The sequence below is a fragment of the Pseudomonas putida genome (assembly GCF_025905425.1).
Taxonomy (GTDB): domain Bacteria; phylum Pseudomonadota; class Gammaproteobacteria; order Pseudomonadales; family Pseudomonadaceae; genus Aquipseudomonas; species Aquipseudomonas putida_AF.
The window spans coordinates 5,165,191-5,185,287 of record NZ_CP109603.1 but is presented as its reverse complement, the minus strand read 5'-3'; the positions used below and the strand labels follow the sequence as shown (position 1 = coordinate 5,185,287).

Here is a 20,097-nt window from a genome sequence, read left to right as displayed (position 1 = left end):
CCTACTGTTGCACTCGAAATAGGCGCAACTGTACTGGTCTGCACTCTTATGGTGCGAATATGGGTATGGGAAGGTTTGCGGCGAGGAGGGTGAAGCGAGAAAACCAGTACAGTAGTACAGTTTTTATATTCGGTGTTTAGGCAGGTCTTGAACGCTATGACCCAATCGCCGGCAAGCCGGCGATTGGGTTGTTACAGCATGGGTGGAATCAGCTGGCGAGCATGCGCCCGGTTTCTTCCAGGTTTTCGTGCCAGCTCAACGCCTCGCGCAGAATGTGCGGGGTATGACCACCACGCTGGCAGGCGCGCTCGAAGTAGTCGTTCAGCGCTGCGCGGTAATCCGGGTGCACACAGTTGTCGATGATCGCTCGGGCACGCTCGCGTGGCGCCAGGCCGCGCAAGTCTGCCAGCCCCTGCTCGGTGACCAGGATGTCCACGTCGTGCTCGGTGTGGTCAACGTGGCTGACCATCGGCACCACGCTGGAAATTGCACCGCCCTTGGCAATCGACTTGGTGACGAACACGGCCAGGTGGGCGTTGCGGGCGAAATCGCCAGAACCGCCGATGCCGTTCATCATTCGGGTGCCACACACGTGGGTGGAGTTGACGTTGCCGTAGATATCGAACTCCAGTGCGGTGTTGATACCGATGATGCCCAGGCGACGGACCACTTCCGGGTGGTTGGAGATCTCCTGTGGACGCAGCACCAGCTTGTCCTTGTAGCGCTCCAGGTTGCCGAACACATCGGCATTACGGCGGGTCGACAAGGTGATCGAGCTGCCCGAGGCGAAGCTCAGCTTGCCAGCGTCGATCAGGTCGAAGGTCGAATCCTGCAGTACTTCGGAGTACATGGTCAGGTCTTCGAACGGCGAATCGATCAAACCGCACATCACCGCGTTGGCAATGCTGCCGATACCGGCCTGCAGTGGGGCGAGCTTGTTGGTCATGCGGCCGGCGTCGACTTCCTTCTTGAGGAAGTTGATCAGGTGGTCGGCGATGCCCTGGGTTTCGTCGTCAGGCGGCAACACGGTGGACGGCGAGTCCGGCTGGTCGCTGATGACGATGCCGACGATCTTGGCCGGGTCGATCGGGATGGCCGTGCTGCCGATGCGATCATCGACCTTGACCAGCGGGATCGGTGTGCGGGTCGGGCGGTAGGTCGGGATATAGATGTCGTGCAGGCCTTCGAGGTTGGCGTTGTGCGACAGGTTGATCTCGATGATCACTTGCTTGGCGAAGATCGCGAAGCTGGCCGAGTTGCCCACCGAAGTGGTCGGCACGATGTGGCCTTCTTCGGTGATGGCCACGGCTTCGATGACGGCGATGTCTGGCAGCTTGAGCTGCTGGTTGCGCAGTTGCTCGACGGTTTCCGAAAGGTGCTGGTCGATGAACATGACCTGGCCGTCGTTGATGGCCTTGCGCAGGGTGCTGTCGACCTGGAACGGCATGCGGCGAGCCAGCACGCCGGCCTCGGTCAGTTGCTTGTCCAGGTCATTGCCCAGGCTGGCGCCAGTCATCAGGCTGATTTTCAGTGGCGACTGCTTGGCGCGTTCGGCCAGGGCATGGGGTACGGCCTTGGCTTCGCCGGCGCGGGTGAACCCGCTCATGCCGACGGTCATGCCGTCCTCGATCAGACCAGCGGCATCAGCCGCACTCATTACCTTGCTGTGCAGGGAGGACAAGCGGATACGATCACGGTACATGGATTGTTATCTCAGGCTACTGAAGCTACTGCAGCGCAGTCTAGAGATTTCGCCGGTTGCCGTCCCACGACCATGGTCGTATGAGAAGCCCGGAAGTAGAGCCGTTGATCTGGATCAGGCAAATGCAAAAAGCCCCGCCGATTGCTCGGCGGGGCTTCTTATATAGCGCACGGTTTGCCGCGACGGGGTTACTCCACCGCTTTGACCATATCCTCGATCACCTTCTTGGCGTCACCGAATACCATCATGGTCTTGTCCAGGTAGAACAGTTCGTTGTCCAGGCCTGCATAGCCACTGGCCATGGAGCGCTTGTTGACGATGATGGTCTTGGCCTTGAACGCTTCCAGGATCGGCATGCCGGCAATCGGCGATTTGGGATCGTTTTTCGCTGCCGGGTTGACCACGTCGTTGGCGCCCAGCACCAGTACCACGTCGGCCTGGCCGAACTCGGCGTTGATGTCGTCCATCTCGAACACCTGGTCGTAGGGCACTTCGGCTTCGGCCAGCAACACGTTCATGTGCCCTGGCATACGGCCTGCCACCGGGTGGATCGCATATTTCACGGTCACGCCATTGTGCGTCAGCTTCTCAGTCAGCTCCTTCAGCGCGTGCTGGGCACGGGCAACGGCCAGGCCGTAGCCAGGCACGATGATCACCGTGTCGGCATTGCTGAGCAGGAAGGTGGCATCGTCGGCCGAGCCGGATTTCACCGGGCGAGCTTCCTGAGTGCCTGCCGGGCCACCCGCATCAGCCGCGCCGCCGAAGCCGCCCAGGATGACGTTGAAGAACGAACGGTTCATCGCCTTGCACATGATGTACGAGAGGATCGCACCGCTGGAGCCGACCAAAGAGCCTGCGATGATCAGCATCGAGTTGTTCAGCGAGAAGCCGATACCCGCCGCTGCCCAGCCCGAATAGCTGTTGAGCATCGACACCACCACCGGCATGTCCGCGCCACCGATCGGGATAATGATCAGCACGCCCATGATGAAGGCCAAAACCAGCATCAGGGTAAAGGCGCTGTAATGGCCGGTGAAGGTGAACAGCAGGCCCAGGGCGATGGTGGTCAGGCCCAGGATCAGGTTCAGCTTGTGCTGGCCGGCGAACTGTACCGGTGCGCCTTGGAACAGGCGGAACTTGTACTTGCCCGACAGCTTGCCGAAGGCGATCACGGAACCGGAGAAGGTGATGGCACCAATTGCAGCGCCCAGGAACAGCTCCAGGCGGTTGCCGGTGGGGATCGGGTCGCTGATGCTGGCGACGATGCCCATCGACTGGGGCTCAAGCACGGCGGCGATGGCGATGAATACCGCAGCCAGGCCGATCATGCTGTGCATGAAGGCGACCAGCTCCGGCATCTTGGTCATCTCGACGCGCTTGGCCATGATCGAGCCAGCGGTACCGCCGACCAGCAGGCCGACGATCACGTAACCGATGCCGGCGGTTGCCAGCTCTGCACCCAGCTTATAAATGAGGCCAACCGTGGTGACGATAGCCAAGCCCATGCCAATCATGCCGAACAGGTTGCCGCGCCGAGATGTGGTCGGGTGCGAAAGGCCCTTGAGCGCCTGGATGAAGCAGATCGAGGCGACCAGGTAGAGAAGCGTTACCAGATTCATGCTCATGCTTACTTCTTCGCCTCGTTCTTGGCTTTCTTCTTGAACATCTCAAGCATGCGACGGGTGACCAGGAAGCCACCGAACACGTTGACCGCAGCCAAGGCCACGGCGAGCGTGCCCATCAGCTTGCCGGCAGGCGTCACGGTCAGCGCCGCAGCCAGCATGGCACCGACGATGACGATGGCGGAGATGGCATTGGTGACCGCCATCAGCGGCGTGTGCAGGGCCGGGGTGACGTTCCACACCACGTGGTAACCCACATAGATGGCCAGCACGAAAATGATCAGGTTGTAGATGCCGTGGGAAATCAGCATGTCTTCCATTGTCGTGCTCCTTAGCCGTTCTTGCGGACGACTTGCCCGTCGCGGCACATGAGGCAGGCCGCGACGATATCGTCTTCGAGGTTGATGACCAGCGCGTTGTCCTTGTCGAACAACAGCTTCATGAAGTCCAGCAGGTTGCGTGCGTACAGCGCTGAAGCATCGGCCCCCACCTGGGCAGGCAGGTTGGTGGGGCCGACGATGGTCACGCCGTTCTGCAGCACCACTTGATCGGCGACGGTCAGCGGGCAATTGCCGCCTTGGGCTGCCGCCAGGTCGATGACCACCGAGCCTGGCTTCATCTGCGCGACGGTTTCGGCGCTGAGCAGTGTCGGTGCCTTGCGGCCAGGGATCAGTGCCGTGGTGATGACGATATCGGCCTGCTTGGCGCGCTCGTGTACGGCCTGGGCCTGGCGCTGCATCCAACTGGCCGGCATCGGCCGGGCATAGCCGCCAACCCCTTCGGCGCACTCACGTTCCTCGTCGGTTTCGTAAGGCACGTCGAGGAACTTGGCGCCCAGCGACTCGATCTGCTCCTTGACTGCGGGGCGTACATCCGAGGCTTCGATCACGGCGCCCATGCGTTTGGCGGTGGCAATGGCCTGCAGGCCTGCAACGCCGGCGCCCAGAATCAGCACACGGGCAGCCTTCACGGTACCGGCGGCGGTCATCAGCATGGGCATGAAGCGAGGGTAGTGATGCGCTGCCAGCAGCACCGCCTTGTAACCAGCGATGTTGGCCTGGGACGACAGCACGTCGAGGCTTTGTGCCCGCGAGGTACGCGGCGCCGCTTCAAGGGCGAAGGCGGTGATACCGCGTTCGGCCATCTTGCCGATCATTTCGCTGTTGAACGGGTTGAGCATGCCCACCAGGAGGCTGCCGCTGTTTATCAGCGCGAGCTCTTGATCGTTGGGCGCGACCACTTTGAGTACGAGTTGCGCGCCGTAGGCGTCGGCGGCGCTTCCCAGGGAGGCCCCCACGACCTCATAGGCACTGTCCGGAATGCTGGCGTTTAGCCCTGCCCCCCGTTGGACGGTGACCTGATGGCCTTGGGCAACCAGTTTTTTGATGGTTTCAGGGGTCGCGGCGACCCTTGTCTCACCCGTCTGCGTCTCGAGAGGAACACCAATGTGCACGACTTTGTCTCCTGCGGTGACCTTTTGTCTTTGTGGAAGCCAGCGTACTTCGGGTGGTGCGCTGGTACGGTCGTTGAGCGTCAACCCGCCGAATCCCAGGCGGGCCAGGCATTTTGCAGATGAACCCAGGGGCCTACAACCAGTTCTGGAGCGAAACCAGGTTAAAACTACAAGTCACCCTGTGACCGTATGTCGCAAGCTTACGGTCGCAGCCCGTCAAACATGGGCCATTGGGAGATTAGGAGAAAAAAACAAAAAAATCGCGGTAATTCGCTCACAGCTTGGTGAATGTCGCAATTTAACCCTGAAAGCCGCGTAGTAAGCTGGGTTAAAGGGGATTTTCAGGCTTGCGTAACAGTTTACGTAGATGCGACAAATACATACATCTGTAGGTGTTTAAAATAATTGACTACGAGGTCAGCTTAGGCCGAGGCGGTGTATTCCTGGGCTTGTGCCACCAGCCAGTCGCGGAAGGCTCGCAGTGAGGCAGACTCCACTTTGCGTTCGGGAATCATCAGATAGTAGGCCTTGTCGCTGCTCAGGGCATGCCTGTTAGCGACCACCAACCTACCCTCCTCCAACTCTCGCTGGATCAGGAAGGGTGGGATCAGTGCGATGCCCATTTCGTGCATTGCCGCCTGCGCGAGCATGGAGAATAGTTCATAGCGTGGGCCTGTCATGTCGCGCTCCACGTTCATGCCCAGGCTGCCGAACCATTGTCGCCAGGCATAGGGGCGTGTGGTCTGCTGCAGCAATGGCAGTTGTGCAATGCGCCGAGCGTCGAGCATGCCCTGCCCGTCCAGCATGGCTGGGCTGCACACCGGCACTGGGTTTTCACCCATCAGCCGGTGCGACTGTGTGCCCGACCAGTCGGCATCGCCGAAATAGATGGCGGCATCAAAGGCGGTGTCGGCGAACAGGAACGGCCGGGTGCGGTTGGTCAGGTTGACGGTGACGTCGGGGTGGCGCTGCTGGAGGTCCTTGAGCCTGGGAAGCAGCCATTGGGTGCCAAAGGTAGGCACCACGGCAAGCTCGATCACATTGGCGCCTTGCTGGCGCATCACCGACAGGGTGTCGCGCTCAACGGCATCCAGTTGCGCGGCGACCTGGCGGCTGTAGGAAAGCCCGGCCTCGGTCAGCTTCACCCCGCGCCGTGAACGACGAAACAGTTCCACATTAAGGAAGGCCTCCAGGCCGCCGATCTGCCGACAGACGGCGCTTTGGGTCAGCGCAAGCTCTTGCGCGGCCTTGGTAAAGCTCTCGTTTCGCGCCGCGGCTTCGAAACAGACCAGGGCGGCAGTGCTGGGGATCTTGCGGCGCATGTACGTCAACCTCACTTGTAAGGCTGTGAATGTGGCGTTTTGCTGATTTACGAAGTGACAAATTATCACTAATCCGTGCGCAATCCTCGTTTGTCGCGGCAGCCGATCAGGCCTAGGCTCAAGGGCACAAGAATTTGCTCTCTCTATTCGAGGATTTCGCTCATGGCCGGTAAAGCAAGCTTCAACTGGATCGATCCGCTGCTGCTGGATCAGCAGCTCACTGAAGAAGAGCGCATGGTGCGTGACAGCGCTTATCAGTTCGCCCAGGACAAGTTGGCGCCGCGTGTGCTCGAGGCTTTCCGCCATGAGCAGACCGACCCGGCGATCTTCCGCGAGATGGGGGAAATCGGCTTGCTGGGTGCGACCATCCCCGAGCAGTACGGCGGCAGCGGTCTGAATTATGTGTGCTACGGGCTGATTGCACGTGAGGTCGAACGCATCGACTCTGGCTATCGCTCGATGATGAGTGTGCAGTCCTCCCTGGTAATGGTGCCGATCAACGAATTTGGCACTGAGGCGCAAAAGCAGAAGTACCTGCCCAAACTGGCCACCGGTGAGTGGATCGGCTGCTTTGGCCTGACCGAGCCTAACCATGGCTCCGATCCCGGTTCGATGATCACCCGCGCCAGGAAGGTCGACGGTGGCTACCGTCTCACCGGCAGCAAGATGTGGATCACCAACAGCCCGATCGCCGATGTATTCGTGGTCTGGGGCAAGGATGATGCTGGCGACATTCGGGGCTTCGTCCTGGAAAAGGGCTGGGAAGGCCTCAGCTCTCCGGCGATCCACGGCAAGGTCGGCCTGCGTGCTTCGATCACGGGTGAGATCGTGATGGATAACGTATTCGTGCCTGAAGAAAACATCTTCCCGGACGTGCGTGGCCTCAAGGGGCCGTTCACCTGCCTGAACTCGGCCCGCTATGGCATCTCCTGGGGGGCGCTGGGCGCTGCCGAGGCTTGCTGGCACACCGCGCGCCAATACACCCTGGACCGTCAGCAGTTCGGCCGCCCGCTTGCAGCCAATCAGCTGATCCAGAAAAAGCTGGCGGACATGCAAACCGAGATCACCTTGGCGCTGCAGGGCTGTCTGCGGTTGGGGCGCATGAAGGACGAAGGCACGGCAGCCGTCGAGATCACGTCGATCATGAAGCGTAATTCCTGCGGCAAGGCCTTGGATATCGCCCGCATGGCGCGTGACATGCTGGGTGGTAACGGTATTTCCGATGAGTTCGGCGTGGCCCGTCATCTGGTCAACCTTGAGGTGGTCAACACCTATGAGGGCACCCATGATGTACATGCATTGATCCTGGGGCGTGCTCAGACCGGTATCCAGGCCTTCTATTAATAAGGAGTCTGCCCATGGGCGCGCTATCACATCTGCGGGTGCTGGACCTTTCGCGCGTGTTGGCCGGCCCATGGTCTGGCCAGATTCTCGCTGACCTTGGGGCTGACGTGATCAAGGTCGAGCGCCCTGGCAATGGCGACGATACCCGCTCGTGGGGGCCGCCTTTCCTTAAGGATGCACAAGGTGAGAACACCAGCGAAGCGGCTTATTACCTCTCGGCCAACCGCAACAAGCGTTCGGTGACGATCGACTTCACGCAGCCTGAGGGTCAGCGCCTGGTGCGTGAGCTGGCGGCCAAGTCGGATATCGTCATCGAGAACTTCAAGGTGGGCGGCCTGGCGGCGTACGGGCTGGATTACCAAAGCCTGAAAGCGCTCAACCCGAAGCTTATCTATTGCTCCATCACCGGCTTCGGCCAGACGGGGCCATATGCCAAGCGCGCGGGGTATGACTTCATGATCCAGGGGCTGGGCGGGCTGATGAGCCTGACCGGGCGGCCTGAGGGTGAGGAAGGCGCGGGGCCGGTAAAGGTTGGCGTAGCACTCACCGACATCCTCACTGGGCTGTACTCGACGGTGGCGATTTTGGCGGCCCTCGCTCATCGTGATCAGGCCGGCATCGGTCAGCATGTCGACATGGCGTTGCTCGATGTGCAGGTGGCGTGCCTGGCCAACCAGGCGATGAACTATCTGACCACGGGTAATCCACCTCGACGCCTGGGCAATGCGCATCCCAATATCGTGCCTTACCAGGACTTCCCTACAGCAGATGGCGATTTCATCCTTACCGTGGGTAATGACGGTCAGTTTCGCAAGTTTGCCGAGGTGGCTGGGCAGCCCCAGTGGGCGGATGATCCGCGCTTTGCTACCAATAAGCTGCGGGTAGCCAATCGCGGTGAGCTGATTCCGTTGATTCGTCAGGCCACGGTGTTCAAGACCACGGCGCAGTGGGTGAGCCAGTTGGAGAAGGCAGGGGTGCCATGTGGACCTATCAATGACCTGGCGCAGATGTTCCAGGATCCGCAGGTAGTGGCTCGAGGGTTGGCGGTGAATATCCCGCATCCGCTGGCGGGGAGTGTGCCGCAGGTGGCCAGCCCTATTCGGTTGTCGGAGACGCCGGTGGAGTACCGGCGGGCGCCACCGTTGTTGGGTGAGCATACCGAGGCGGTATTGAGTGACGTGCTGGGGCTGGATGCTGATGCGGTACACCGCTTGCGCAGTGCCGGGGTGCTTTGAGGCTATATAGAGCTATGGAACAGCGGGGAGGCCGAAGGCCTCCCCGCTTTGCTTTTTAGCGATATTAAGGTTTCGTGAAATTAAAGGTTGACGGGGTTTCGAATCCCCTTATAATGCGCCCCACTTCCAGCGTAGTTGGAACGAAAAACTCCTTGAGTATCAAAGAGTTAATCAATTCAGGTGATGATGGAAGGGCTTCGATCGAAAGATCGTCAGCGGTTGAAATGGTGGTTGACAGCGCTTCTAAACGCTGTAGAATTCGCCTCCCGCTACGAGAGATCGCAGCGAGTTAAGTGTTTGAAGCTAAACGAGATTCTCGCGAAAAACTTCAAAATAAACGCTTGACAGGCCCTGAGGAAAGCGTAGAATGCGCGCCTCGGTTGAGACGAAAAGCTCTTAACCAAACGCTCTTTAACAAATTGAATCAAGCAATTCGTGTGGGTGCTTGTGAGTATGGACTGATAGTCAAAAAGATTATCAGCATCACAAGTGACCATGCGAGAAATCACATAGTCATTTGAGATTGCTGAGCCAAGTTTAGGGTTTCTTAAAAACCCAAGCAGTATTGAACTGAAGAGTTTGATCATGGCTCAGATTGAACGCTGGCGGCAGGCCTAACACATGCAAGTCGAGCGGATGAGAAGAGCTTGCTCTTCGATTCAGCGGCGGACGGGTGAGTAATGCCTAGGAATCTGCCTGGTAGTGGGGGACAACGTTTCGAAAGGAACGCTAATACCGCATACGTCCTACGGGAGAAAGCAGGGGACCTTCGGGCCTTGCGCTATCAGATGAGCCTAGGTCGGATTAGCTAGTTGGTGGGGTAATGGCTCACCAAGGCGACGATCCGTAACTGGTCTGAGAGGATGATCAGTCACACTGGAACTGAGACACGGTCCAGACTCCTACGGGAGGCAGCAGTGGGGAATATTGGACAATGGGCGAAAGCCTGATCCAGCCATGCCGCGTGTGTGAAGAAGGTCTTCGGATTGTAAAGCACTTTAAGTTGGGAGGAAGGGCAGTAAGCGAATACCTTGCTGTTTTGACGTTACCGACAGAATAAGCACCGGCTAACTCTGTGCCAGCAGCCGCGGTAATACAGAGGGTGCAAGCGTTAATCGGAATTACTGGGCGTAAAGCGCGCGTAGGTGGTTTGTTAAGTTGAATGTGAAAGCCCCGGGCTCAACCTGGGAACTGCATCCAAAACTGGCAAGCTAGAGTACGGTAGAGGGTGGTGGAATTTCCTGTGTAGCGGTGAAATGCGTAGATATAGGAAGGAACACCAGTGGCGAAGGCGACCACCTGGACTGATACTGACACTGAGGTGCGAAAGCGTGGGGAGCAAACAGGATTAGATACCCTGGTAGTCCACGCCGTAAACGATGTCAACTAGCCGTTGGAATCCTTGAGATTTTAGTGGCGCAGCTAACGCATTAAGTTGACCGCCTGGGGAGTACGGCCGCAAGGTTAAAACTCAAATGAATTGACGGGGGCCCGCACAAGCGGTGGAGCATGTGGTTTAATTCGAAGCAACGCGAAGAACCTTACCAGGCCTTGACATGCAGAGAACTTTCTAGAGATAGATTGGTGCCTTCGGGAACTCTGACACAGGTGCTGCATGGCTGTCGTCAGCTCGTGTCGTGAGATGTTGGGTTAAGTCCCGTAACGAGCGCAACCCTTGTCCTTAGTTACCAGCACGTTATGGTGGGCACTCTAAGGAGACTGCCGGTGACAAACCGGAGGAAGGTGGGGATGACGTCAAGTCATCATGGCCCTTACGGCCTGGGCTACACACGTGCTACAATGGTCGGTACAGAGGGTTGCCAAGCCGCGAGGTGGAGCTAATCTCACAAAACCGATCGTAGTCCGGATCGCAGTCTGCAACTCGACTGCGTGAAGTCGGAATCGCTAGTAATCGCGAATCAGAATGTCGCGGTGAATACGTTCCCGGGCCTTGTACACACCGCCCGTCACACCATGGGAGTGGGTTGCACCAGAAGTAGCTAGTCTAACCTTCGGGAGGACGGTTACCACGGTGTGATTCATGACTGGGGTGAAGTCGTAACAAGGTAGCCGTAGGGGAACCTGCGGCTGGATCACCTCCTTAATCGACGACATCAGCCTGCTGATGAGCTCCCACACGAATTGCTTGATTCATTGTCGAAGACGATCAAGGCCTTCTATAGGTCTTATCTTGTTCCTGATCAGAACTTAGAAATGAGCATTCGCTTCGAATGTTGATTTCTGACTTTTGTCAGATCGTTCTTTAAAAATTCGGATATGTGATAGAAATAGACTGAACACTACTTTCACTGGTAGTGGATCAGGCTAAGGTAAAATTTGTGGGCTCGAAAGAGCAAAACGAATTTTCGGCGAATGTCGTCTTCACAGTATAACCAGATTGCTTGGGGTTATATGGTCAAGTGAAGAAGCGCATACGGTGGATGCCTTGGCAGTCAGAGGCGATGAAAGACGTGGTAGCCTGCGATAAGCTTTGGGGAGTCGGCAAACAGACTGTGATCCAGAGATCTCTGAATGGGGGAACCCACTCAGCATAAGCTGAGTATCTTGTACTGAATACATAGGTGCAAGAGGCGAACCAGGGGAACTGAAACATCTAAGTACCCTGAGGAAAAGAAATCAACCGAGATTCCCTTAGTAGTGGCGAGCGAACGGGGACCAGCCCTTAAGTTGGTTTGAGATTAGTGGAACGCTCTGGAAAGTGCGGCCATAGTGGGTGATAGCCCCGTACACGAAAATCTCTTATCAATGAAATCGAGTAGGACGGAGCACGAGAAACTTTGTCTGAATATGGGGGGACCATCCTCCAAGGCTAAATACTACTGACTGACCGATAGTGAACTAGTACCGTGAGGGAAAGGCGAAAAGAACCCCGGAGAGGGGAGTGAAATAGATCCTGAAACCGTATGCGTACAAGCAGTGGGAGCCTACTTTGTTAGGTGACTGCGTACCTTTTGTATAATGGGTCAGCGACTTATATTCAGTGGCGAGCTTAACCGAATAGGGGAGGCGTAGCGAAAGCGAGTCTTAATAGGGCGTTTAGTCGCTGGGTATAGACCCGAAACCGGGCGATCTATCCATGGGCAGGTTGAAGGTTAGGTAACACTGACTGGAGGACCGAACCGACTACCGTTGAAAAGTTAGCGGATGACCTGTGGATCGGAGTGAAAGGCTAATCAAGCTCGGAGATAGCTGGTTCTCCTCGAAAGCTATTTAGGTAGCGCCTCATGTATCACTGTAGGGGGTAGAGCACTGTTTCGGCTAGGGGGTCATCCCGACTTACCAAACCGATGCAAACTCCGAATACCTACAAGTGCCGAGCATGGGAGACACACGGCGGGTGCTAACGTCCGTCGTGAAAAGGGAAACAACCCAGACCGTCAGCTAAGGTCCCAAAGTCATGGTTAAGTGGGAAACGATGTGGGAAGGCTTAGACAGCTAGGAGGTTGGCTTAGAAGCAGCCACCCTTTAAAGAAAGCGTAATAGCTCACTAGTCGAGTCGGCCTGCGCGGAAGATGTAACGGGGCTCAAACCATGCACCGAAGCTACGGGTATCATCTTATGATGATGCGGTAGAGGAGCGTTCTGTAAGCCTGTGAAGGTGAGTTGAGAAGCTTGCTGGAGGTATCAGAAGTGCGAATGCTGACATGAGTAACGACAATGGGAGTGAAAAACTCCCACGCCGAAAGACCAAGGTTTCCTGCGCAACGTTAATCGACGCAGGGTTAGTCGGTCCCTAAGGCGAGGCTGAAAAGCGTAGTCGATGGAAAACAGGTTAATATTCCTGTACTTCCAGTTATTGCGATGGAGGGACGGAGAAGGCTAGGCCAGCTTGGCGTTGGTTGTCCAAGTTTAAGGTGGTAGGCTGAGATCTTAGGCAAATCCGGGATCTCAAGGCCGAGAGCTGATGACGAGTTGCCTTTAGGCGACGAAGTGGTTGATGCCATGCTTCCAAGAAAAGCTCCTAAGCTTCAGATAACTGGGAACCGTACCCCAAACCGACACAGGTGGTTAGGTAGAGAATACCAAGGCGCTTGAGAGAACTCGGGTGAAGGAACTAGGCAAAATGGCACCGTAACTTCGGGAGAAGGTGCGCCGGCGAGGGTTAAGGACTTGCTCCGTAAGCCCATGCCGGTCGAAGATACCAGGCCGCTGCGACTGTTTATTAAAAACACAGCACTCTGCAAACACGAAAGTGGACGTATAGGGTGTGACGCCTGCCCGGTGCCGGAAGGTTAATTGATGGGGTTAGCGCAAGCGAAGCTCTTGATCGAAGCCCCGGTAAACGGCGGCCGTAACTATAACGGTCCTAAGGTAGCGAAATTCCTTGTCGGGTAAGTTCCGACCTGCACGAATGGCGTAACGATGGCGGCGCTGTCTCCACCCGAGACTCAGTGAAATTGAAATCGCTGTGAAGATGCAGTGTATCCGCGGCTAGACGGAAAGACCCCGTGAACCTTTACTATAGCTTTGCACTGGACTTTGAATTTGCTTGTGTAGGATAGGTGGGAGGCTTTGAAGTGGGGACGCCAGTTCTCATGGAGCCATCCTTGAAATACCACCCTGGCAACTTTGAGGTTCTAACTCAGGTCCGTTATCCGGATCGAGGACAGTGTATGGTGGGTAGTTTGACTGGGGCGGTCTCCTCCCAAAGAGTAACGGAGGAGTACGAAGGTGCGCTCAGACCGGTCGGAAATCGGTCGTAGAGTATAAAGGCAAAAGCGCGCTTGACTGCGAGACAAACACGTCGAGCAGGTACGAAAGTAGGTCTTAGTGATCCGGTGGTTCTGTATGGAAGGGCCATCGCTCAACGGATAAAAGGTACTCCGGGGATAACAGGCTGATACCGCCCAAGAGTTCATATCGACGGCGGTGTTTGGCACCTCGATGTCGGCTCATCACATCCTGGGGCTGAAGCCGGTCCCAAGGGTATGGCTGTTCGCCATTTAAAGTGGTACGCGAGCTGGGTTTAGAACGTCGTGAGACAGTTCGGTCCCTATCTGCCGTGGACGTTTGAGATTTGAGAGGGGCTGCTCCTAGTACGAGAGGACCGGAGTGGACGAACCTCTGGTGTTCCGGTTGTCACGCCAGTGGCATTGCCGGGTAGCTATGTTCGGAAGAGATAACCGCTGAAAGCATCTAAGCGGGAAACTTGCCTCAAGATGAGATCTCACTGGGATCTTGAATCCCCTAAAGGGCCGTCGAAGACTACGACGTTGATAGGTTGGGTGTGTAAGCGCTGTGAGGCGTTGAGCTAACCAATACTAATTGCCCGTGAGGCTTGACCATATAACACCCAAGCAATTTGAGCGTAAGACGCCGAATTGTGGTGGTGAAGACGAAATAACCGAAAATTCGTAACCACAAATATCGCATATCCGAATTCGCTGGGCTGTCCATCTGGACATTCTGGCTACAGAATTTCTTGACGACCATAGAGCATTGGAACCACCTGATCCCATCCCGAACTCAGTAGTGAAACGATGCATCGCCGATGGTAGTGTGGGGTTTCCCCATGTGAGAGTAGGTCATCGTCAAGATTCATTTCGCAAAACCCCTATCTGCGCAAGCAGGTAGGGGTTTTGTCTTTAAGTAGAAGCTCAAGCTTCTTGCTGACCAGGTTGAATGACCGCTCAGCAGCGGCAAAAAGGTGGTTGACAGCGTTTTTGAATGCTGTATTATTCGCCTCCCGCTACGAGAGATCGCAGCGAGTTAAGTGTTTGAAGCTAAACGAGATTCTCGAAAGAAACTTCAAAATAAACGCTTGACAGGCTCTGAGGAAAGCGTAGAATGCGCGCCTCGGTTGAGACGAAAAGCTCTTAACCAAACGCTCTTTAACAAATTGAATCAAGCAATTCGTGTGGGTGCTTGTGAGTATGGACTGATAGTCAAAAAGATTATCAGCATCACAAGTGACCATGCGAGAAATCACATAGTCATTTGAGATTGCTGAGCCAAGTTTAGGGTTTCTTAAAAACCCAAGCAGTATTGAACTGAAGAGTTTGATCATGGCTCAGATTGAACGCTGGCGGCAGGCCTAACACATGCAAGTCGAGCGGATGAGAAGAGCTTGCTCTTCGATTCAGCGGCGGACGGGTGAGTAATGCCTAGGAATCTGCCTGGTAGTGGGGGACAACGTTTCGAAAGGAACGCTAATACCGCATACGTCCTACGGGAGAAAGCAGGGGACCTTCGGGCCTTGCGCTATCAGATGAGCCTAGGTCGGATTAGCTAGTTGGTGGGGTAATGGCTCACCAAGGCGACGATCCGTAACTGGTCTGAGAGGATGATCAGTCACACTGGAACTGAGACACGGTCCAGACTCCTACGGGAGGCAGCAGTGGGGAATATTGGACAATGGGCGAAAGCCTGATCCAGCCATGCCGCGTGTGTGAAGAAGGTCTTCGGATTGTAAAGCACTTTAAGTTGGGAGGAAGGGCAGTAAGCGAATACCTTGCTGTTTTGACGTTACCGACAGAATAAGCACCGGCTAACTCTGTGCCAGCAGCCGCGGTAATACAGAGGGTGCAAGCGTTAATCGGAATTACTGGGCGTAAAGCGCGCGTAGGTGGTTTGTTAAGTTGAATGTGAAAGCCCCGGGCTCAACCTGGGAACTGCATCCAAAACTGGCAAGCTAGAGTACGGTAGAGGGTGGTGGAATTTCCTGTGTAGCGGTGAAATGCGTAGATATAGGAAGGAACACCAGTGGCGAAGGCGACCACCTGGACTGATACTGACACTGAGGTGCGAAAGCGTGGGGAGCAAACAGGATTAGATACCCTGGTAGTCCACGCCGTAAACGATGTCAACTAGCCGTTGGAATCCTTGAGATTTTAGTGGCGCAGCTAACGCATTAAGTTGACCGCCTGGGGAGTACGGCCGCAAGGTTAAAACTCAAATGAATTGACGGGGGCCCGCACAAGCGGTGGAGCATGTGGTTTAATTCGAAGCAACGCGAAGAACCTTACCAGGCCTTGACATGCAGAGAACTTTCTAGAGATAGATTGGTGCCTTCGGGAACTCTGACACAGGTGCTGCATGGCTGTCGTCAGCTCGTGTCGTGAGATGTTGGGTTAAGTCCCGTAACGAGCGCAACCCTTGTCCTTAGTTACCAGCACGTTATGGTGGGCACTCTAAGGAGACTGCCGGTGACAAACCGGAGGAAGGTGGGGATGACGTCAAGTCATCATGGCCCTTACGGCCTGGGCTACACACGTGCTACAATGGTCGGTACAGAGGGTTGCCAAGCCGCGAGGTGGAGCTAATCTCACAAAACCGATCGTAGTCCGGATCGCAGTCTGCAACTCGACTGCGTGAAGTCGGAATCGCTAGTAATCGCGAATCAGAATGTCGCGGTGAATACGTTCCCGGGCCTTGTACACACCGCCCGTCACACCATGGGAGTGGGTTGCACCAGAAGTAGCTAGTCTAACCTTCGGGAGGACGGTTACCACGGTGTGATTCATGACTGGGGTGAAGTCGTAACAAGGTAGCCGTAGGGGAACCTGCGGCTGGATCACCTCCTTAATCGACGACATCAGCCTGCTGATGAGCTCCCACACGAATTGCTTGATTCACTTGTATAAAGACGATGCTGTAACGCGACCCTGTTATAGGTCTGTAGCTCAGTTGGTTAGAGCGCACCCCTGATAAGGGTGAGGTCGGCAGTTCAAATCTGCCCAGACCTACCATTACATGGTTCAGCCGTAGAATACGGGGCCATAGCTCAGCTGGGAGAGCGCCTGCCTTGCACGCAGGAGGTCAGCGGTTCGATCCCGCTTGGCTCCACCACTTTCGCCGTAAGCAGTAGCTTGTCAGAACTTAGAAATGAACATTCGTTAATGAATGTTGATTTCTGACTTTTGTCAGATCGTTCTTTAAAAATTCGGATATGTGATAGAAATAGACTGAACACTACTTTCACTGGTAGTGGATCAGGCTAAGGTAAAATTTGTGGGCTCGAAAGAGCAAAACGAATTTTCGGCGAATGTCGTCTTCACAGTATAACCAGATTGCTTGGGGTTATATGGTCAAGTGAAGAAGCGCATACGGTGGATGCCTTGGCAGTCAGAGGCGATGAAAGACGTGGTAGCCTGCGATAAGCTTTGGGGAGTCGGCAAACAGACTGTGATCCAGAGATCTCTGAATGGGGGAACCCACTCAGCATAAGCTGAGTATCTTGTACTGAATACATAGGTGCAAGAGGCGAACCAGGGGAACTGAAACATCTAAGTACCCTGAGGAAAAGAAATCAACCGAGATTCCCTTAGTAGTGGCGAGCGAACGGGGACCAGCCCTTAAGTTGGTTTGAGATTAGTGGAACGCTCTGGAAAGTGCGGCCATAGTGGGTGATAGCCCCGTACACGAAAATCTCTTATCAATGAAATCGAGTAGGACGGAGCACGAGAAACTTTGTCTGAATATGGGGGGACCATCCTCCAAGGCTAAATACTACTGACTGACCGATAGTGAACTAGTACCGTGAGGGAAAGGCGAAAAGAACCCCGGAGAGGGGAGTGAAATAGATCCTGAAACCGTATGCGTACAAGCAGTGGGAGCCTACTTTGTTAGGTGACTGCGTACCTTTTGTATAATGGGTCAGCGACTTATATTCAGTGGCGAGCTTAACCGAATAGGGGAGGCGTAGCGAAAGCGAGTCTTAATAGGGCGTTTAGTCGCTGGGTATAGACCCGAAACCGGGCGATCTATCCATGGGCAGGTTGAAGGTTAGGTAACACTGACTGGAGGACCGAACCGACTACCGTTGAAAAGTTAGCGGATGACCTGTGGATCGGAGTGAAAGGCTAATCAAGCTCGGAGATAGCTGGTTCTCCTCGAAAGCTATTTAGGTAGCGCCTCATGTATCACTGTAGGGGGTAGAGCACTGTTTCGGCTAGGGGGTCATCCCGACTTACCAAACCGATGCAAACTCCGAATACCTACAAGTGCCGAGCATGGGAGACACACGGCGGGTGCTAACGTCCGTCGTGAAAAGGGAAACAACCCAGACCGTCAGCTAAGGTCCCAAAGTCATGGTTAAGTGGGAAACGATGTGGGAAGGCTTAGACAGCTAGGAGGTTGGCTTAGAAGCAGCCACCCTTTAAAGAAAGCGTAATAGCTCACTAGTCGAGTCGGCCTGCGCGGAAGATGTAACGGGGCTCAAACCATGCACCGAAGCTACGGGTATCATCTTATGATGATGCGGTAGAGGAGCGTTCTGTAAGCCTGTGAAGGTGAGTTGAGAAGCTTGCTGGAGGTATCAGAAGTGCGAATGCTGACATGAGTAACGACAATGGGAGTGAAAAACTCCCACGCCGAAAGACCAAGGTTTCCTGCGCAACGTTAATCGACGCAGGGTTAGTCGGTCCCTAAGGCGAGGCTGAAAAGCGTAGTCGATGGAAAACAGGTTAATATTCCTGTACTTCCAGTTATTGCGATGGAGGGACGGAGAAGGCTAGGCCAGCTTGGCGTTGGTTGTCCAAGTTTAAGGTGGTAGGCTGAGATCTTAGGCAAATCCGGGATCTCAAGGCCGAGAGCTGATGACGAGTTGCCTTTAGGCGACGAAGTGGTTGATGCCATGCTTCCAAGAAAAGCTCCTAAGCTTCAGATAACTGGGAACCGTACCCCAAACCGACACAGGTGGTTAGGTAGAGAATACCAAGGCGCTTGAGAGAACTCGGGTGAAGGAACTAGGCAAAATGGCACCGTAACTTCGGGAGAAGGTGCGCCGGCGAGGGTTAAGGACTTGCTCCGTAAGCCCATGCCGGTCGAAGATACCAGGCCGCTGCGACTGTTTATTAAAAACACAGCACTCTGCAAACACGAAAGTGGACGTATAGGGTGTGACGCCTGCCCGGTGCCGGAAGGTTAATTGATGGGGTTAGCGCAAGCGAAGCTCTTGATCGAAGCCCCGGTAAACGGCGGCCGTAACTATAACGGTCCTAAGGTAGCGAAATTCCTTGTCGGGTAAGTTCCGACCTGCACGAATGGCGTAACGATGGCGGCGCTGTCTCCACCCGAGACTCAGTGAAATTGAAATCGCTGTGAAGATGCAGTGTATCCGCGGCTAGACGGAAAGACCCCGTGAACCTTTACTATAGCTTTGCACTGGACTTTGAATTTGCTTGTGTAGGATAGGTGGGAGGCTTTGAAGTGGGGACGCCAGTTCTCATGGAGCCATCCTTGAAATACCACCCTGGCAACTTTGAGGTTCTAACTCAGGTCCGTTATCCGGATCGAGGACAGTGTATGGTGGGTAGTTTGACTGGGGCGGTCTCCTCCCAAAGAGTAACGGAGGAGTACGAAGGTGCGCTCAGACCGGTCGGAAATCGGTCGTAGAGTATAAAGGCAAAAGCGCGCTTGACTGCGAGACAAACACGTCGAGCAGGTACGAAAGTAGGTCTTAGTGATCCGGTGGTTCTGTATGGAAGGGCCATCGCTCAACGGATAAAAGGTACTCCGGGGATAACAGGCTGATACCGCCCAAGAGTTCATATCGACGGCGGTGTTTGGCACCTCGATGTCGGCTCATCACATCCTGGGGCTGAAGCCGGTCCCAAGGGTATGGCTGTTCGCCATTTAAAGTGGTACGCGAGCTGGGTTTAGAACGTCGTGAGACAGTTCGGTCCCTATCTGCCGTGGACGTTTGAGATTTGAGAGGGGCTGCTCCTAGTACGAGAGGACCGGAGTGGACGAACCTCTGGTGTTCCGGTTGTCACGCCAGTGGCATTGCCGGGTAGCTATGTTCGGAAGAGATAACCGCTGAAAGCATCTAAGCGGGAAACTTGCCTCAAGATGAGATCTCACTGGGATCTTGAATCCCCTAAAGGGCCGTCGAAGACTACGACGTTGATAGGTTGGGTGTGTAAGCGCTGTGAGGCGTTGAGCTAACCAATACTAATTGCCCGTGAGGCTTGACCATATAACACCCAAGCAATTTGAGCGTAAGACGCCGAATTGTGGTGGTGAAGACGAAATAACCGAAAGTTCGTAACCACAAATATCGCATATCCGAATTCGCTGGGCTGTCCATCTGGATATTCTGGCAACAGAATTTCTTGACGACCATAGAGCATTGGAACCACCTGATCCCATCCCGAACTCAGTAGTGAAACGATGCATCGCCGATGGTAGTGTGGGGTTTCCCCATGTGAGAGTAGGTCATCGTCAAGATTCATTTCGCAAAACCCCTATTTGCGCGAGCAGGTAGGGGTTTTGTCTTTAAGTAGAAGCCATAGAATTTCGCGGGTACGTCTTCAGGACGGGCCGGCACACAGAATTTCTTGACGACCATAGAGCATTGGAACCACCTGATCCCATCCCGAACTCAGCAGTGAAACGATGCATCGCCGATGGTAGTGTGGGGTTTCCCCATGTGAGAGTAGGTCATCGTCAAGATTCA

At 55.1% G+C, this 20,097-nt stretch carries 7 protein-coding genes, 2 tRNA genes and 7 rRNA genes; 11 read left to right on the top strand and 5 right to left on the bottom strand.

Annotated features, from left to right (window positions below; translation table 11 throughout):
- Positions 1–208 precede the first annotated feature (208 nt).
- From OGV19_RS23300 to OGV19_RS23280, 5 genes are all read right to left on the bottom strand, one after another.
- A complete protein-coding gene (locus OGV19_RS23300; RefSeq protein ID WP_264310828.1) occupies positions 209–1,702 on the bottom strand; it encodes a succinyl-CoA:acetate CoA-transferase ScpC in 1,494 nt (497 codons plus the stop codon).
- Between the two features lie 188 nt (positions 1,703–1,890).
- Positions 1,891–3,327: an NAD(P)(+) transhydrogenase (Re/Si-specific) subunit beta gene (locus tag OGV19_RS23295; RefSeq protein ID WP_264310827.1), complete on the bottom strand. Its 1,437-nt coding sequence runs from the start codon at positions 3,325–3,327 to the stop codon at positions 1,891–1,893.
- Between the two features lie 2 nt (positions 3,328–3,329).
- Positions 3,330–3,644, bottom strand: a complete 315-nt coding sequence (locus OGV19_RS23290) for an NAD(P) transhydrogenase subunit alpha part 2 (RefSeq protein WP_027591944.1) — start codon at positions 3,642–3,644, stop codon at positions 3,330–3,332.
- 11 nt (positions 3,645–3,655) lie between these two features.
- Complete coding sequence (locus OGV19_RS23285) at positions 3,656–4,777, bottom strand: Re/Si-specific NAD(P)(+) transhydrogenase subunit alpha (RefSeq protein WP_264310826.1); 1,122 nt, start codon at positions 4,775–4,777, stop codon at positions 3,656–3,658.
- A 422-nt stretch (positions 4,778–5,199) separates the two neighbouring features.
- Complete coding sequence (locus tag OGV19_RS23280; RefSeq protein ID WP_264310825.1) at positions 5,200–6,099, bottom strand: LysR family transcriptional regulator; 900 nt, start codon at positions 6,097–6,099, stop codon at positions 5,200–5,202.
- Positions 6,100–6,261: 162 nt separating this feature from the next.
- Here OGV19_RS23280 and OGV19_RS23275 point away from each other — a divergent pair, with 162 nt between their 5' ends.
- From OGV19_RS23275 to rrf (OGV19_RS23225), 11 genes are all read left to right on the top strand, one after another.
- Entirely contained in the window at positions 6,262–7,443 is a 1,182-nt protein-coding gene (locus OGV19_RS23275; RefSeq protein ID WP_264310824.1) for an acyl-CoA dehydrogenase, read from the top strand.
- A gap of 14 nt (positions 7,444–7,457) precedes the next feature.
- Entirely contained in the window at positions 7,458–8,678 is a 1,221-nt protein-coding gene (locus OGV19_RS23270) for a CaiB/BaiF CoA transferase family protein (RefSeq protein WP_413470107.1), read from the top strand.
- 567 nt (positions 8,679–9,245) lie between these two features.
- Positions 9,246–10,782: ribosomal RNA gene (locus OGV19_RS23265) — 16S ribosomal RNA — on the top strand.
- 310 nt (positions 10,783–11,092) lie between these two features.
- Positions 11,093–13,985, top strand: a 23S ribosomal RNA gene (locus OGV19_RS23260).
- Positions 13,986–14,120: 135 nt separating this feature from the next.
- Positions 14,121–14,236 (top strand): 5S ribosomal RNA (gene rrf, locus OGV19_RS23255).
- 450 nt (positions 14,237–14,686) lie between these two features.
- Positions 14,687–16,223 (top strand): 16S ribosomal RNA (locus OGV19_RS23250).
- Positions 16,224–16,310: 87 nt separating this feature from the next.
- Positions 16,311–16,387: transfer RNA gene (locus OGV19_RS23245), tRNA-Ile, on the top strand.
- Between the two features lie 24 nt (positions 16,388–16,411).
- Positions 16,412–16,487: transfer RNA gene (locus OGV19_RS23240), tRNA-Ala, on the top strand.
- 237 nt (positions 16,488–16,724) lie between these two features.
- Positions 16,725–19,617 (top strand): 23S ribosomal RNA (locus tag OGV19_RS23235).
- Between the two features lie 135 nt (positions 19,618–19,752).
- Positions 19,753–19,868, top strand: a 5S ribosomal RNA gene (gene rrf, locus OGV19_RS23230).
- 109 nt (positions 19,869–19,977) lie between these two features.
- A 5S ribosomal RNA gene (rrf, locus tag OGV19_RS23225) occupies positions 19,978–20,093 on the top strand.
- Together the 16S, 23S and 5S rRNA genes with 2 tRNA genes alongside form the textbook arrangement of a ribosomal RNA operon.
- Positions 20,094–20,097: the final 4 nt, after the last annotated feature.

What these genes read in the sequence shown, in the direction of transcription:
- OGV19_RS23300 (WP_264310828.1), bottom strand. Translation starts at nt 1,702, where the DNA reads ATGTACCGTGATCGTATCCGCTTGTCCTCCCTGCACAGCAAGGTAATG.
- OGV19_RS23295 (WP_264310827.1), bottom strand. Translation starts at nt 3,327, where the DNA reads ATGAGCATGAATCTGGTAACGCTTCTCTACCTGGTCGCCTCGATCTGC.
- OGV19_RS23290 (WP_027591944.1), bottom strand. Translation starts at nt 3,644, where the DNA reads ATGGAAGACATGCTGATTTCCCACGGCATCTACAACCTGATCATTTTC.
- OGV19_RS23280 (WP_264310825.1), bottom strand. Translation starts at nt 6,099, where the DNA reads ATGCGCCGCAAGATCCCCAGCACTGCCGCCCTGGTCTGTTTCGAAGCC.
- OGV19_RS23275 (WP_264310824.1), top strand. Translation starts at nt 6,262, where the DNA reads ATGGCCGGTAAAGCAAGCTTCAACTGGATCGATCCGCTGCTGCTGGAT.
- OGV19_RS23270 (WP_413470107.1), top strand. Translation starts at nt 7,458, where the DNA reads ATGGGCGCGCTATCACATCTGCGGGTGCTGGACCTTTCGCGCGTGTTG.